Source organism: Microbacterium sp., from assembly GCF_032084865.1.
Classification (GTDB): domain Bacteria; phylum Actinomycetota; class Actinomycetes; order Actinomycetales; family Microbacteriaceae; genus Microbacterium.
This window is the reverse complement of the sequence record NZ_DAMDLU010000065.1, coordinates 1-14,886: the sequence shown is the minus strand read 5'-3', so window position 1 is coordinate 14,886 and position 14,886 is coordinate 1. Positions and strand designations below refer to the sequence as shown.

11 protein-coding genes and 1 pseudogene are annotated in these 14,886 nt (G+C 69.0%); 11 read left to right on the top strand and 1 reads right to left on the bottom strand.

Going from position 1 to position 14,886, the window contains the following annotated elements; translation table 11 throughout:
- Together RT309_RS08480 and RT309_RS08475 are read left to right on the top strand one after the other, a co-directional pair.
- A partial coding sequence (locus tag RT309_RS08480; protein WP_313356436.1) for an SNF2-related protein occupies positions 1-2,941 on the top strand: 2,941 nt, incomplete at its 5' end.
- A gap of 97 nt (positions 2,942-3,038) precedes the next feature.
- Positions 3,039-4,613: a Rieske 2Fe-2S domain-containing protein gene (locus tag RT309_RS08475; RefSeq protein ID WP_313356435.1), complete on the top strand. Its 1,575-nt coding sequence runs from the start codon at positions 3,039-3,041 to the stop codon at positions 4,611-4,613.
- Here RT309_RS08475 and RT309_RS08470 read toward each other — a convergent pair.
- Complete coding sequence (locus RT309_RS08470; protein WP_396654433.1) at positions 4,582-5,310, bottom strand: NUDIX domain-containing protein; 729 nt, start codon at positions 5,308-5,310, stop codon at positions 4,582-4,584. The genes RT309_RS08475 and RT309_RS08470 overlap by 32 nt on opposite strands.
- A 395-nt stretch (positions 5,311-5,705) precedes the next feature.
- Between RT309_RS08470 and RT309_RS08465 the strand changes: the two genes are divergently transcribed.
- From RT309_RS08465 to RT309_RS08425, 9 genes and pseudogenes are all read left to right on the top strand, one after another.
- Positions 5,706-5,861, top strand: a complete 156-nt coding sequence (locus RT309_RS08465; RefSeq protein WP_396654435.1) for a PIN domain-containing protein — start codon at positions 5,706-5,708, stop codon at positions 5,859-5,861.
- A gap of 139 nt (positions 5,862-6,000) precedes the next feature.
- The gene (gene pyrR, locus RT309_RS08460) at positions 6,001-6,531 is read left to right on the top strand and encodes a bifunctional pyr operon transcriptional regulator/uracil phosphoribosyltransferase PyrR (RefSeq protein ID WP_313356432.1); all 531 of its coding nucleotides are present in this window, start codon (positions 6,001-6,003) and stop codon (positions 6,529-6,531) included.
- Complete coding sequence (locus RT309_RS08455) at positions 6,528-7,487, top strand: aspartate carbamoyltransferase catalytic subunit (protein ID WP_313356431.1); 960 nt, start codon at positions 6,528-6,530, stop codon at positions 7,485-7,487. The genes pyrR and RT309_RS08455 overlap by 4 nt, the downstream gene beginning before the upstream one ends.
- 19 nt (positions 7,488-7,506) lie before the next feature.
- Positions 7,507-8,811, top strand: a complete 1,305-nt coding sequence (locus tag RT309_RS08450) for a dihydroorotase (protein WP_396654434.1) — start codon at positions 7,507-7,509, stop codon at positions 8,809-8,811.
- Positions 8,808-9,314: a hypothetical protein gene (locus RT309_RS08445; protein ID WP_313356429.1), complete on the top strand. Its 507-nt coding sequence runs from the start codon at positions 8,808-8,810 to the stop codon at positions 9,312-9,314. The genes RT309_RS08450 and RT309_RS08445 overlap by 4 nt, the downstream gene beginning before the upstream one ends.
- On the top strand, positions 9,311-10,519 hold the full coding sequence (gene carA, locus RT309_RS08440; protein WP_313356428.1) for a glutamine-hydrolyzing carbamoyl-phosphate synthase small subunit: 1,209 nt from the start codon (positions 9,311-9,313) through the stop codon (positions 10,517-10,519). The genes RT309_RS08445 and carA overlap by 4 nt, the downstream gene beginning before the upstream one ends.
- Positions 10,519-13,806 carry a carbamoyl-phosphate synthase large subunit gene (gene carB, locus RT309_RS08435; protein ID WP_313356427.1) on the top strand — a complete coding sequence of 1,096 codons (3,288 nt, stop codon included), beginning with the start codon at positions 10,519-10,521 and terminating at the stop codon, positions 13,804-13,806. Before carA ends, carB begins: the two co-directional genes overlap by 1 nt.
- Positions 13,803-14,666 (top strand): orotidine-5'-phosphate decarboxylase, encoded by an 864-nt coding sequence (pyrF, locus tag RT309_RS08430; RefSeq protein WP_313356426.1) that lies wholly within the window; start codon positions 13,803-13,805, stop codon positions 14,664-14,666. Before carB ends, pyrF begins: the two co-directional genes overlap by 4 nt.
- Positions 14,659-14,886 (top strand): annotated as a pseudogene (locus RT309_RS08425) (guanylate kinase); the annotation flags it as partial. The gene pyrF and the pseudogene RT309_RS08425, both read left to right, overlap by 8 nt.

Sequence of the window (14,886 nt, the reverse complement as noted above, 5' to 3'; positions counted from 1 at the left end):
CCCCGTTCCACCGCCGGCGTGGCGTGCGCTGCTGAACGCTCCGCCCTCGGCGACGTCCGCGCTGCCGCTCGCCCTCGGCATCGAGCTGCGGGTGCGTCCGCGCCACTCGTTCGACCGGTGGGGGCCCGCCGCCCTGCAGACGGCGACACCCCGGGACCTCGCCGGCGGTCACGGTGAGATCCTGCTCTGCGTCCGCCCGCTCATGCGCAGCGAGTCGACCGGCCGATGGATCCACGGCGACGCCTCCTGGGACTCCGTCCGACGCTCGTCGGGGCGCTTCGACCCGGATCAGGCGCGGTGGTTCACCGACTTCCTCAACATCGCGCGCGACTCGCTGCTCTCGGGCACCGCCGGCGACTGGATGGCGCTCGACCGTGTCGAGACGCCGCTGCTGTGGCAGCACGTCGACGCGCTGGCCGGCCTGGGCATCCCGATCATCCCGACGCAGAAGCACACCGCCGTGCACGTCGCCCAGGACGCGGCGATCGGTCTGCGCATCGATCCCGCAGACAGCGGCGGACTCACGATCGGCGTCGACGCGGTGCTCGACGGGCGGCCTGCGCCGGCCGAGCAGCTGCGCCCGATCGGGCGCATCGGACTGTACCGGTGGGAGCTGGTGGGATCGGGCGTGGTCGTTACTTTCGCGCGCATTGCGCTCGCACCCGCCGTTCTGAACGCCCTCAACACCCCGGCGTCGATCGATGTCCCGCAGCACGACCGGGAGAGGTTCCTCGCCGAGGCCTACCCCGTGCTCGCCAGGCAGACGGTGGTGACGGCTCCGGACCACCTCGCTCTGCCCTCGCTCGCCGTGCCCGAGCCGGTGCTGCGGGTGGCGTTCCGCGACGGGCACCGCGTCGCTTATCGATTCGAGTGGGAGTACGCCGGGCACGCCTCGGTCGCCGTCGCCGAGGGCTCGGAGCCGTTCCGCGATCCGGATGCCGAGCGCCGGCGCCTCCGCGAGATCGAGGCGATCTGGGCGGGTGCGACCCACGACGAGTTCCGCCATCGCGCGGACCTCGAGCAGATCGCCGCGGCGGAGTGGGCCGCGCACGTGCTGCCCGAGTTCGAATCGAGCAACGTGAAAATCGTCGTCACGGGCCGTCGAACCCGGTACAGAGAGCTGACCGGGACGCCCGAGATCTCGGTGTCGACGGTCGAGTCGACCGACGCCGACTGGTTCGACCTCGGGGTGCTCGTGAAGATCGACGGACACTCCATCCCGTTCACCCCGCTGTTCACCGCGCTGAGCATGCGACGTACCAAGCTCATGCTCGTCGACGGCACGTACTTCTCGCTCGCGCATCCCGCCCTGCAGCAGCTGCGCGACCTCATCGACGAGGCGGGCGCGCTCACCGAATGGGAGACGGGCCCGCGGATCAGCCGCTATCAGACCGCGCTCTGGGAGGACTTCGAGGATCTAGCCGACGAATCGGAGCAGGCGGTCAGCTGGCGCGCCACGGCCGAGGGTCTGCGCGGCATCGAACGCGTGCCCCGCACCGCACCGCCTGCGGGCTTGCGCGCACAGCTGCGTCCCTACCAGCAGCAGGGACTCGACTGGCTGGCGTTCCTGTGGCAGCACCGGCTCGGAGGCATCCTCGCCGACGACATGGGCCTCGGGAAGACCCTTCAGCTGCTCGCGCTCATCGCGCACGCGGTGGAAGCGGGGGAGCAGCGTCCCTTCCTCGTGATCGCACCCACCTCGGTGCTCGGCACGTGGCGCAGCGAAGCGAGCCGGTTCGCCCCCGACCTGCGCGTTCGCGTCGTCGACGGCACCGGATCGCGACGAGCGGACGAGGTCGCCGCTATGGCCGCCGGGGCCGACATCATCGTCACCTCCTACACGCTGCTGCGCCTCGATGCCGAGGAGTATCAGGGCATCGACTGGGCGGGTGTGATCATCGACGAGGCCCAATTCGCGAAGAACCCCGCCACGAAGGTGCACCAGGCGATCGCGCAGCTGCGATCCGACGTCACGATCGCCGTCACCGGCACGCCGCTCGAGAACAGCCTGACCGACCTGTGGGCACTGTTCTCGCTGACCGCGCCGGGGCTGTTCCCGTCTCAGCGTCGCTTCCGAGAGGAGTACGTGCAGCCGATCGAGCAGGGCAAGGTTCCGGAGAACGAGGAGGGGGCGCCGTACCGGCAGCGACGGCTCGAACGGCTGCGCCACCGCATCCGACCGCTCATGCTGCGACGCACGAAGGAACTGGTCGCGAGCGACCTGCCCGAGAAGCAGGTGCAGGAGCTGTTCGTCGACCTGAGCCCCGCGCACCGGGCCGTCTACGACACCGTCCTGCAGCGAGAGCGTCAGAAGGTGCTCGGCCTGCTCGCCGACCTCGACCGCAATCGCTTCATCGTGTTCCGCTCGCTCACGATGCTGCGGATGCTCGCGCTGTCGCCGCGGCTGATCGACCCGGATGCCGATGACGCGACCTCCGCGAAACTGGACGTGCTGCTCGAGCACGTGCAAGAGCTGCGCGCGGAAGGGCACCGGGCGCTCGTCTTCAGCCAGTTCACGTCTTACCTCGAGATGGCCGCCGAGCGGCTGCGCGCCGCGGGAATCGCCTACGACTACCTCGACGGGTCGACGCGCCGCCGGGACGATGTCATCGACGGGTTCCGCTCGGGTGACGCGCCGGTGTTCCTGATCAGCCTCAAGGCCGGCGGGTTCGGGCTCACTCTCACTGAGGCCGACTACGTGCTGCTGCTCGACCCGTGGTGGAACCCCGCGACTGAAGCGCAGGCCATCGATCGCACGCACCGGATCGGGCAGACGCAGCGCGTGTTCGTGTACCGACTGATCGCCGCGGGCACCATAGAGGAGAAGGTGTTGGCGCTGCAGCAGCGCAAGGCGCGGCTGTTCACCGCGGTGATGGACGACGAGGCGCTGTTCTCGCAGGCGCTCACCGTCGACGACATCCGCGGGCTGCTCGAGCCGTGAGCGGCGCGCCACGGGTATCCGGATAACCACGGCCGGTCATCGGACGCGCTCAGCGAGCGCTCGGTAGAATCGACGTCGTCCAACCCTGAGGAGAGACATGCGGATCACGGGACTCGGCCACGCCGGGATGTTCATCGAGACGGTCGGCGGAAACATCATCTGCGACCCCGTTCTCGGGCCTTCCTTCTACGGCTCCTGGTTCCCGTTCCCCGACAACCGCGGCCTCGACTGGGAGCGCCTGGGACGCGAGGCGGACTTCCTGTACATCTCGCACCGTCACCGCGACCACTTCGATCCGAACCTGCTCGAGAAGTACATCTCGAAGGACATCGAGGTGCTGCTGCCCGAGTACGTCACCGACGACCTCGAGGTCGACATCCGGGGGCTCGGCTACAACAACATCACGTACGCGCCCGCGGGCCAGGTGATCGAGCGCGGTGATCTGAAGATCATGATCACGCCGCTGCGCGCCCCGAGCGACGGCCCGATCGGCGACTCGTCGCTGAGCGTCGACGACGGCACGGCATCCATCCTCAACCAGAACGACTCGCACCCGCTGGATCTGGAGGCGCTGCTGTCGTTCGGCAAGCCCGAGGCGTACTTCACCCAGGTGTCGGGCGCGATCTGGTGGCCGATGGTCTACGACCTGCCTCAGGATGCCAAGCAGAAGTTCGCCGCGCTGAAGCGCGACGCGCAGAACAAGCGCGCCATGTACTACATCGAGAAGGTCGACGCGCCGCACGTCTTCCCGATGGCAGGGCCACCCATGTTCCTGCGCGACGAGCTGTTCCGCTTCAATGGCACCGGCCAGGACGACGACTCGATCTTCACGGATCAGAAGGAGTTCCTGGCCCACATGAAGGAGCTGGCACCGAAGTACGACGGCCACCTCTTCATCCCGGGCACCGTCGTGGAGATGAACCACGGTGAGATGACCGTCTCACAGAGCCTGTACTCGCAGCACGAGATCGACCACATCTTCGACGAGAAGTGGGAGTACCTCGAAGAGCAGCGTGCGACGCGCCAGCAGGAGATCCTCGACGAGGAGGCCACCCGTGCCGAGGTCCTCCCGCCTGCTGAGATGCTCGCCGCGATCAAGGAGTGGTGGGAGCCGCTGCTGAAGAAGTCGCGCACCATCCGCCTCGGTGTCGGCGGGCACGTCCGCTTCCGGATCGGGGAGCTGGACATGGTGGTCGACTTCCCGCGCGCCAAGGTCCGCGAGTACGCGGGCGAGGAGTGCGTGTACTGGTACACGATCCCGGCCGACCTCGTGTCGACGAACATCCGCGACCACGAGATCGACTGGTCGAACTCGATCTTCCTGTCGATGCAGTTCTCGGTCGGGCGCAGCGGCAAGTTCAACGAGTTCCTCACCACCTTCCTCAAGTGCCTCTCGGTCGACCGCATCGAGTACGTCGAGAACTGGTACCAGGAGCAGACCGACCAGACCGAGGACACCGAGATCGACGACTGGGTCGTGCAGCGCCGCTGCCCGCACCTGCGCGCCGACCTCACCCGCACCGGCACGATCGAGGACGGCGTCCTCACCTGCTCGATGCACGACTGGAAGTGGGACCTGAAGACAGGCAAGTGCCTGTCGACGGCAGGACACCCCATCCGCGCCGCGAAGCTCGACCCCGTCACCGACGAGGCGCTCCGCCTCGGGTCCTGAGCAGAAGCTCCTTCAGCGAGTTCGGTCGCAGATCGAGGGCGCTCAGTTCGTCACGCATGACGCGCTCCACGTCGTACCGACCGCGTGACGGGCCGTCGTATTCCGGGCCGTCGGCGCGCGTCGGATCGATGGACATGAGCGTCGCGGCATAGAACACCTCGGAGCGGATGCTGTCGAGCTGGCGCTCGTGGAGCACTCCGCCGAGTTCAGCCTCAGCACCCAGCTCTTCGCGGAGCTCACGGCGCAGGGCATCCTCGTGCGATGGGTCGCTAAGCATCACCCCGCCGCCGGGCGTCGTCCAGTACGGCGCCTGCCCGGGGTGCGTGCGCTTGATGAGGACGAACCGCCCATCGCCATCCGTCAGCACCGCGCGCACGCGCACCAGCGGGAGGGTGAGCTCGATCACCTCTGGGAACCGCAGCTGCTCCCAGAACTCGACCGCCGCGTCGCCGGACGGGATCAAGCCCTGGCCGACCATCCAAGCCGTCAGCACCATGCCATGGGTACCTACTATGAGGTGCGCGGCGTGATGCGTGAGCAGACCTTCGTGGAAACGCCGTGTCGCGGCATCCGGGCTCTCCCATTCTTCGTGACGCTCGTCGAGCCGCCCGCCGATCCAGGCACGACGAGCGTCACGGAACCCGTCATGCACGCGCTCGGCGCGGTCGATCTCGCGGAAGCGAGAATCCAGCAGCATCCGCCCTGATGGAACGGCCGCCATGACCGTAGCCGCAGCCTTCCGTTCCGGACTCGTCGAGATCACCGTGCACGGTCCCGCATTCAGATCGAGAGCCGCTGCGGCAGTGGCGCCAGACGACGACAGCGGCCACGCCGAAGGATCCAGCAAAGGATCGACGTCGGGCTGAGCATGCCGAACGAAGGTGATCCGGGACATGCTGATCAGCCTAAGTGCGAAGAGCGCACCCCCTCTGTACCACCCTGAGCCACAGCGGTACACCGGTGGCATGGCGACGACACTGTCGCGGATCCAGGTGACTCAGACGCCCGAACCGGCCGCGGGACTCGAACTGGCGGCGAAGGAGTGGCCCGGCGCCTCCCGCTCCGAGCTCGTCGTCCGATGAGCCCGTCCGGATCGCTCGACTCCGCGCGGAAGCTCGAGTGAAGCCGCCTGACGTCTGTGTGCCGGCGGCCGCGATCCAGCACGAGGCGACGCTCGCCACCTTCGACAAGCGCCTCGCTGATGTCGCCCGCGCCCGCGCCCACGGTGTCGACGTCGTCGGAGCATGACTCGAATCGCTCGAACAGAACCAGCAGCTCAAGCGCGCCGATGACCGCTCCGCGCCGCGGTGGGCGCTCTTCCGATCGGCTAGACTCGATCCAAAGCAACCTTTAACACCGTCCGGAGAGGCGGAGAAGGGAGCGGCCGTTGTCTGCACGCACTGTGCTGCACGAAGCCGATATCGCGCGTGCTCTGACGCGCATCGCCCACGAGATCCTCGAGTCCAACCGAGGAGCCGACAGACTCGTGCTCCTCGGCATCCCGACCAGGGGAGTGACGCTCGCCGATCGACTCGGCTCGGTCATCTCCGGCATCGCCGAGACCGACATCCCGGTCGGATCGCTCGACATCACGCTGTTCCGCGATGATCTGGCGAAGCACCCGACACGTGCGCCGAAGCGCACCGAGATCCCAGCCGGCGGCATCGACGGCAAGACCGTGGTGCTCGTCGACGACGTGCTCTTCTCGGGCCGCAGCATCCGCGCAGCGCTCGACGCCCTGCAGTCGATCGGCCGCCCGTCGGCGGTACGCCTGGCGATCCTCGTCGATCGCGGCCACCGCGAGCTGCCCATCCGACCCGACTTCGTCGGCAAGAACATCCCGTCGTCCCGCGCGGAGCGCGTCAACCTCCGCCTGCGCGAACTCGACGGAGTCGACGAGGTGACGATCGAATCATGAGGCACCTGCTCGACATCCGCACCCTCGATCGCGCGCAGGCGCTGCGCATCCTCGACGTCGCCGAGGACATGGCCGACACCCAGTCGCGCGAGGTCAAGAAGCTTCCGACGCTGCTCGGCAAGACCGTCGTAAACCTCTTCTTCGAAGACTCCACCCGCACCCGCATCTCGTTCGAGGCGGCGGCGAAGCGGCTCTCCGCCGACGTGATCAACTTCGCCGCGAAGGGCTCCAGCCTCTCGAAGGGCGAGAGCCTGAAGGACACCGCCCAGACCCTGGAGGCGATGGGGGCGGATGCCGTGGTCGTGCGCCACTCGGCATCCGGCGCACCGCGCACCCTGGCCACCAGCGGCTGGATCTCGGCCGGCGTGGTCAATGCCGGCGACGGTACGCACGAGCACCCGACGCAGGCGCTGCTGGACGCGTTCACGATCCGCAAGCGCCGCCACGGCGGTGACAGTCGAGGCCGCGACCTGTCCGGTCTGCGCGTCGTCATCGTCGGCGACGTGCTGCACTCGCGCGTGGCGCGCTCGAACGTCTGGCTGCTGTCGCTGCTCGGCGCCGACGTCACACTGGTGACGCCGCCGACGCTCGTGCCGCAGAACGTGTCGCAATGGCCGGTGCGGGTGCTCTACGACCTCGACGCCGCTCTCGCCGACGGTCCGGACGCCGTCATGATGCTGCGCATCCAGGCGGAGCGCATGCACGCCGCGTATTTCCCGACTGAACGGGAGTATTCCCGGCTGTGGGGGCTGGACGCCGTGCGCGCTGCGACGCTGCCGGACGATAGCATTGTGATGCACCCGGGGCCGATGAACCGTGGGCTCGAGATCTCATCCGAAGCCGCAGATTCCCCCCGTTCCACCGTGCTGGAGCAGGTCACCAACGGGGTCTCGGTGCGTATGGCCGTGCTCTACCTGCTGCTTGCAGGCGAGCGCAACGACGAAGAGGGGAAGTGAAGTGAGCCAGACCCTCGTCATCGAAGGCGTCCAGCTGCTCGGGCGCGAGAGCGCCGACATCGTGATCGAGAACGGTGTCATCGCCGAGATCGGCTCCGGGCTCAGTCGATCGGGTGCGCGTGTCATCGACGCCGCAGGCCTGATCGCGCTGCCGGGTCTCGTCGACCTGCACACGCATCTGCGTGAGCCCGGGTTCGAGGCGTCGGAGACCGTGCTGACCGGCACGCAGGCCGCGGCGGCCGGCGGCTTCACGGCGGTGTTCGCCATGCCGAACACCCAGCCCGTCGCCGACACCGCCGGTGTCGTCGAGCAGGAGCTGGCGCTCGGCGAGGCCGCGGGATACGCGACCGTGCAGCCGATCGGCGCCGTGACCGTCGGACAGAAGGGCGAGCGCCTCGCCGAACTCGGCGCCATGGCCGGATCCCGTGCCCGCGTGCGCGTGTTCAGCGACGACGGCTTCTGCGTGTGGGACCCGCTGATCATGCGGCGTGCGCTGGAGTACGTGAAGGCGTTCGACGGCGTCATCGCGCAGCATGCGCAGGATCCACGGCTGACCGAGGGCGCGCAGATGAACGAGGGCGTCGTGTCGGCCGAGCTCGGCCTCGCCGGCTGGCCGGCCGTCGCCGAGGAGTCGATCATCGCCCGCGACGTGCTCCTCGCCGAGCACGTCGGCTCCCGCCTGCACGTCTGCCACCTCTCGACCGCCGGCTCGGTCGACATCATTCGGTGGGCCAAGAAGCGCGGCATCCACGTCACCGCCGAGGTCACCCCGCACCACCTGCTGCTGACCGACGACCTCGTACGCGACTACGACGCCCGGTACAAGGTCAACCCGCCGCTGCGCACCGCGGAGGACATCATGGCCGTGCGCGAGGGGCTCGCCGACGGGACCATCGACATCGTCGCGACCGACCACGCCCCGCACCCGGCCGAGAACAAGGCGTGCGAATGGCAGGCCGCAGCGAACGGCATGGTCGGGCTCGAGAGCGCGCTGCGAGTGGTGCATCAGGCGATGGTGCAGACCGGGCAGCTGGACTGGGCCGACGTCGCGCGCGTGATGAGCGCGGCTCCCGCGCGGATCGGACGCCTCGACGGTTTCGGTGCGCTCGAGGTGGGGCGCCCCGCGCACGTCACGCTGTACGACCCGAGCGTGCCGGGTGTTTTCACCGAGGCCGACCTGCACGGGCGCAGCCACAACTCCCCATACCTCGGCCGAGAGCTTCCCGGTCGCGTGCAGTGGACGATCCACGGCGGCGTCGTGACCGTCGACGGGGGAGCGCTCGTCGAGCAGCTCCCCGGCAACGGGCGGAGCGAGACGAAGTGAGCCGTGAGCTCGCGGTGCTCGTCATCGCAGCAGTCGCCGCGCTCATCCTGCTCGCGATGTTCGTCGGCTGGCGCCGGCGACTCCGCCGCGACGCCGGGCTGACCGCGCCACTCGGCGTGCCTGAGCATGCCGAGGTGACCGGCAGGCACGAGATCCTGTACGTCGCCACCACCGAGCACGATCAGCCTCTCCAGCGGCTCGCCGTCAGCCCGCTGACGTACCGCGCTCGAGGCGAGCTCGTGCTCACCGATCGGGGTGTCGCCCTCAGCCTCGACGGCGCGCCGACCGTGTTCCTGTCATCCGCGCGGCTGCTCTCCGCCGACCGCGCGACCGTCGCCATCGACCGCGTCGTGGAGCGCGACGGTCTCATCCGCCTCGTCTGGCGGGCGACCGACGACATCCACGTCGATTCCTTCATCCGGCCCATCTCAGGTGGGCCCTCAGAGATCCTGCCGCAGCTCGAGCGCCTCTGCGCCGGCGCGGAGAACGGAGATAACTCGTGACATCCACCAACCAGGCGCCCCAGGGCCCTTCGACAGGCTCAGCGGCCCACGACGCTGCTGTGCTCGTGCTCGAGGACGGCAGTCGCTTCGAGGGGCGCGCATACGGCGCCCGCGGCACCACGCTCGGCGAGGTCGTCTTCGCCACCGGCATGTCCGGCTACCAGGAGACGCTGACCGACCCGTCGTACGCCGGGCAGATCGTGCTGCAGACCGCGCCGCACATCGGCAACACCGGCATGAACCGTGAGGACCAGGAGTCGTCGCGCATCTGGGTCGCCGGCTACATCGTGCGCGACCCCGCGCGACGCGTATCGAACTGGCGCTCGGAGGAATCGCTCGACGATGCCCTCGTGCGCGAGGAGATCATCGGCATCAGCGGCATCGACACGCGCGCTGTCACGCGCCGCATCCGCGATACGGGATCGATGCGCGGCGGCATCTTCTCGGGCGACGCCGCGGCGCTGCACGCCGACGAGCAGCTGCGCCAGGTGACCGCCGCGCCCGAGATGGCCGGTCAGAACCTGTCGGCCGTGGTCTCGGTCACCGAGCCCGTCGTGATCGCCGCGACCACCGAGCGCATCGGGAACCTGGCCGTGGTCGACCTGGGCATCAAGCAGTCCACGATCGATAACCTCGCTGCGCTGGGCTTCGACGTGCACGTGCTGCCGCAGTCCGCCTCCTTCGACGAGATCGTGTCGACCTCGCCCGACGCCGTGTTCTACTCGAACGGCCCGGGCGACCCCTCGGCGTCCGACGCGCAGGTCGCCGTGCTGCGACAGGTGCTCGACGCGCGCATTCCGTACTTCGGCATCTGCTTCGGCAACCAGCTGTTCGGGCGGGCGCTGGGGCTCGACACCTACAAGCTCACCTTCGGCCACCGGGGCATCAACCAGCCCGTCATCGACAAGGCCACCGGCCGCGTCGAGATCACGGCTCACAACCACGGCTTCGCGGTCGAGGCTCCGATCGAGGGCGAATTCGACAGCCCGCACGGCTACGGGAAGGTCGAGGTGAGCCACGTGGGTCTCAACGACCAGGTCGTCGAGGGGCTTCGTGCGCTCGACATCCCAGCCTTCTCGGTGCAGTACCACCCGGAGGCGGCGGCGGGTCCGCACGACGCCCACTACCTGTTCAGCAGATTCCGCGAACTCGTCGTCGCGACCCTTCGACAAGCTCAGGGACCCACTCAGGAAGGCGGCAACTGATGCCGAAGCGTGAAGACATCAACTCCGTCCTGGTCATCGGCTCCGGCCCGATCGTGATCGGCCAGGCCTGCGAGTTCGACTACTCGGGAACCCAGGCGTGCCGTGTGCTGCGCGAGGAGGGCGTGCGCGTCATCCTGGTCAACTCCAACCCGGCGACGATCATGACCGATCCCGACTTCGCCGACGCGACGTACATCGAGCCGATCACCCCCGAGGTCATCGAGACGATCATCGCCAAGGAGAAGCCGGATGCCATCCTGCCGACCCTCGGCGGTCAGACCGCACTGAACGCGGCCATGGCGCTGCACGAGCGCGGCATCCTCGAGAAGTACGACGTCGAGCTCATCGGCGCGAAGGTCGACGCGATCCGTCGTGGTGAAGACCGTCAGGTCTTCAAGGAGCTCGTCCTCGAGGCGGGCGCCGACGTCGCGAAGTCGGTCATCTGCCACACCATGGACGAGCTGATCGCCGGTGCGGCAGAGCTCGGTTACCCGCTCGTCGTGCGCCCGTCGTTCACGATGGGCGGCCTGGGCTCGGGCTTCGCGTATGACGAGACCGACCTTCGCCGCATCGGCGGCGCGGGCCTGCACGACTCGCCGACGAACGAGGTGCTGCTCGAGGAGTCGATCCTCGGGTGGAAGGAGTACGAGCTCGAGCTCATGCGCGACACCTCCGACAACACGGTGGTCGTGTGCTCGATCGAGAACGTCGACCCGGTCGGCGTGCACACGGGCGACTCGATCACCGTGGCCCCGGCGCTCACGCTCACCGACCGCGAGTACCAGAAGATGCGCGACATCTCGATCGACATCATCCGCTCGGTCGGCGTCGACACCGGCGGCTGCAACATCCAGTTCGCCGTCGACCCGAGCAACGGGCGCATCATCGTCATCGAGATGAACCCGCGTGTCTCGCGCTCGTCGGCGCTGGCGTCGAAGGCGACCGGATTCCCGATCGCGAAGCTCGCCGCCAAGCTGGCGCTCGGCTACCGCCTCGACGAGATCCCGAACGACATCACCGGCGTCACCCCGGCGAGCTTCGAGCCGACCCTCGACTACGTCGTGGTCAAGGTGCCCCGCTTCGCGTTCGAGAAGTTCCCCGCAGCTGACGCCACGCTCACCACCACCATGAAGTCGGTGGGTGAGGCGATGGCCATCGGGCGCAACTACACGACCGCGCTGCAGAAGGCGCTGCGCTCGCTCGAGAAGCGCGGCTCCAGCTTCCACTGGGGCGACGAGACCCGCTCGGTCGACGAGCTGCTCGAGATCGCGAAGACCCCGACCGACGGCCGCATCGTCGTGCTGCAGCAGGCGCTGCGCAAGGGCGCGACGATCGAGCAGGCCTTCGACGCCACCGCGATGGACCCGTGGTTCCTCGACCAGATCGTGCTGATCAACGAGGTCGCAGACAGCGTCGCCGCAGCTGGCGAGCTCGATCGCGCCACCCTGCGCCTCGCCAAGGAGCACGGCTTCAGCGACGCCCAGATCGCGCAGCTGCGCGGTCTCGACGAGGCCGAGGTGCGCGGCATCCGCCATGGTCTGGACGTGCGCCCGGTGTTCAAGACGGTCGACACCTGCGCCGGCGAGTTCCCGGCCCTGACGCCGTACCACTACTCGAGCTACGACTTCGAGACCGAGGTCGCGCCGAGCGAGCGCACCAAGATCGTCATCATCGGCTCGGGCCCCAACCGCATCGGACAGGGCGTGGAGTTCGACTACTCGTGCGTGCACGCCTCGTTCGCGCTGTCGGATGCCGGGTACGAGACGGTCATGGTCAACTGCAACCCCGAGACGGTCTCGACCGACTACGACACCTCCGACCGCCTGTACTTCGAGCCGCTGACGCTCGAGGACGTGCTCGAGGTGCTCGACGCGGAGGCACGCAGCGGCACCATCCTCGGCGTCGTCTGCCAGCTCGGCGGCCAGACGCCGCTGGGACTCGCGAAGGGCATCGAAGCGGCCGGGTACACCGTGCTCGGCACCAGCCCCGCCGCGATCGACCTGGCCGAGGAGCGCGAGCTGTTCGCCCGCCTGCTCGACGACGCCGGCCTCGTCGCCCCGCGCAACGGCACGGCGATCGACGTCGACGGCGCGGTGCGCATCGCCGAGGACATCGGCTATCCGGTGCTCGTGCGTCCCAGCTTCGTGCTGGGCGGTCGCGGCATGGAGATCGTCTACGACACCCCGTCGCTGCGCGACTACTTCGTGCGCACCGCGGGCGAGGTCATCATCGAGGAGGGCAAGCCGCTGCTCGTCGACCGATTCCTCGACGACGCGATCGAGCTCGACGTCGACGCGCTGTACGACGGCACCGACCTGTACATCGGCGGCGTCATGGAGCACCTCGAAGAGGCCGGCATCCACTCCGGCGACTCGAGCTGCACCCTCCCGCCGGTGTCGCTCGGCCGCACCGACATCGACCGGGTGCGCACCGCGACCCTGGCCATCGCGCAGGGTGTGGGCGTGCGCGGCCTGCTGAACGTGCAGTTCGCGATCAGCGCCGGCGTGCTCTACGTCATCGAGGCCAACCCCCGTGCGAGCCGCACGGTGCCGTTCGTGTCGAAGGCCCTGGGCATCCCGATGGCGAAGGCCGCGAGCCGCCTCATGGCGGGCGCGACGATCGCCGAGCTGATCGACGAGGGCATGCTGCCCGCGCAGGACGGTTCGCGGGTGCCGCTGGGCGCCCCCGTCGCAGTGAAGGAGGCGGTGCTGCCGTTCAAGCGCTTCCGCACCCACGACGGCAAGGTGGTCGACTCGGTGCTCGGCCCCGAGATGCGCTCGACGGGTGAGGTCATGGGAATCGACCGTGACTTCCCGACCGCTTTCGCGAAGAGCCAGTCCGCCGCGTACGGCGGGATGCCGACGTCGGGCACCGTGTTCATCTCGGTCGCCGACGCCGACAAGCGCGAGGTCATCCTGCCGGCGCACCGCCTGCAGCAGCTCGGTTTCACCCTCGTCGCGACCGAGGGCACGGCCGAGATCCTCGGCCGCAACGGCATCAAGGCGCAGGTCGTGGCGAAGTACAGCGAGACCAGGGAGAGCGGCGAGCGGAACATCGTCGACCTGATCAACGACGGGGAGATCGACATCGTCGTGAACACCCCGTCGGGCGGTTCCGCGCGCGCCGACGGGTACGAGATCCGTGCCGCGGCGGTCGCCGCCGACAAGGCGCTGTTCACCACCATGGCCGTGCTCGGCGCCGCGGTGACCGGCATGGATGCGACGCAGTCGGGCTTCGAGGTGCGCAGCCTGCAGGAGTACGCCGCCAACCGCGAGGCCGCCCTATGACCGACTCGTTCGGAACGCGCCTGCGCACGGCGATGGACCGCTTCGGTCCGCTGTGCGTGGGCATCGACCCGCACGCGGCTCTGCTCGACCAGTGGGGTCTCGCGCAGGACGCCGACGGTCTGCGCTCGTTCGGCCTCGCCGTGGTGGATGCCGCGGCGGGCCGAGCGGCCGTCGTGAAGCCGCAGGTCGCGTTCTTCGAGCGGTTCGGCTCGCGGGGGTTCGCCGCGCTGGAGGACGTCATGTCGGCCGCGCGGGACGCCGGCCTGATAGTGATCGCCGACGCCAAACGCGGTGACATCGGCTCGACCATGGCCGGTTATGCGGCGGCCTGGCTGGAGGCGGGGTCGCCGCTGGAAGCCGATGCCGTCACGATCAGCCCGTACCTCGGACCGGACTCGCTGCGCGACACGCTCACCACCGCGGTCCGGGCCGACAAGGGCGTGTTCGTGCTCGCAGCGACCAGCAACCCCGAGGCGGCGGCACTGCAGACCGCGCGCACGGTCGACGTGGCCGGCGGCGACGATCAGACCGTGGCCGCCCGGGTCACCCGGGATGTCACCTGGGTCAACCGTTCCGCGGCTTTCGAGGGGGCGCTCGGCCCGATCGGCGTCGTGATCGGCGCGACGGTCGACCGCGCGGAGGTCGGCATCGACGACGATATCCTCGAGGGCACGCCGATCCTCGCACCCGGCTTCGGAGCCCAGGGCGCCACCGAGACGGATCTCGCAGCTCGATTCGGCGCGGTGGCGGTGAACGTGCTCGCGAGCGAGAGCCGCAGCATCCTGGCTGCCGGAGCAGCCGGGATCGCCGAGACGATCAGCACCCGCAATGCGCGATACCAGGAGGTCCTCCGTGGCTGAACGCCCCGCTGTCCCTGACGTCGACCGCGTCGCCGCCTCCCGCCGCGCCCTCGAGCGCCGACGGGCGCGCGCCGCACTCAAGCGCGACCTCAGCACCCGGGTCGTCGCCCCGCAGTCCGTGCTGCGGCAGGCGACCGAGGACGCGGACTCCGACGCCGCCACCATGCGGGTCACGGACTTCCTGATGGCTCTTCCGGCGATCGGCGCGGGCAAGCGCGAC

Excerpts from the sequence above, each read along its gene's own strand:
- RT309_RS08470 (WP_396654433.1), bottom strand. The coding sequence starts at position 5,310 with ATGCTGCTGGATTCTCGCTTCCGCGAGATCGACCGCGCCGAGCGCGTG.
- pyrF (WP_313356426.1), top strand. The coding sequence starts at position 13,803 with ATGACCGACTCGTTCGGAACGCGCCTGCGCACGGCGATGGACCGCTTC.
- RT309_RS08455 (WP_313356431.1), top strand. The coding sequence starts at position 6,528 with ATGAGGCACCTGCTCGACATCCGCACCCTCGATCGCGCGCAGGCGCTG.
- RT309_RS08475 (WP_313356435.1), top strand. The coding sequence starts at position 3,039 with ATGCGGATCACGGGACTCGGCCACGCCGGGATGTTCATCGAGACGGTC.
- carB (WP_313356427.1), top strand. The coding sequence starts at position 10,519 with ATGCCGAAGCGTGAAGACATCAACTCCGTCCTGGTCATCGGCTCCGGC.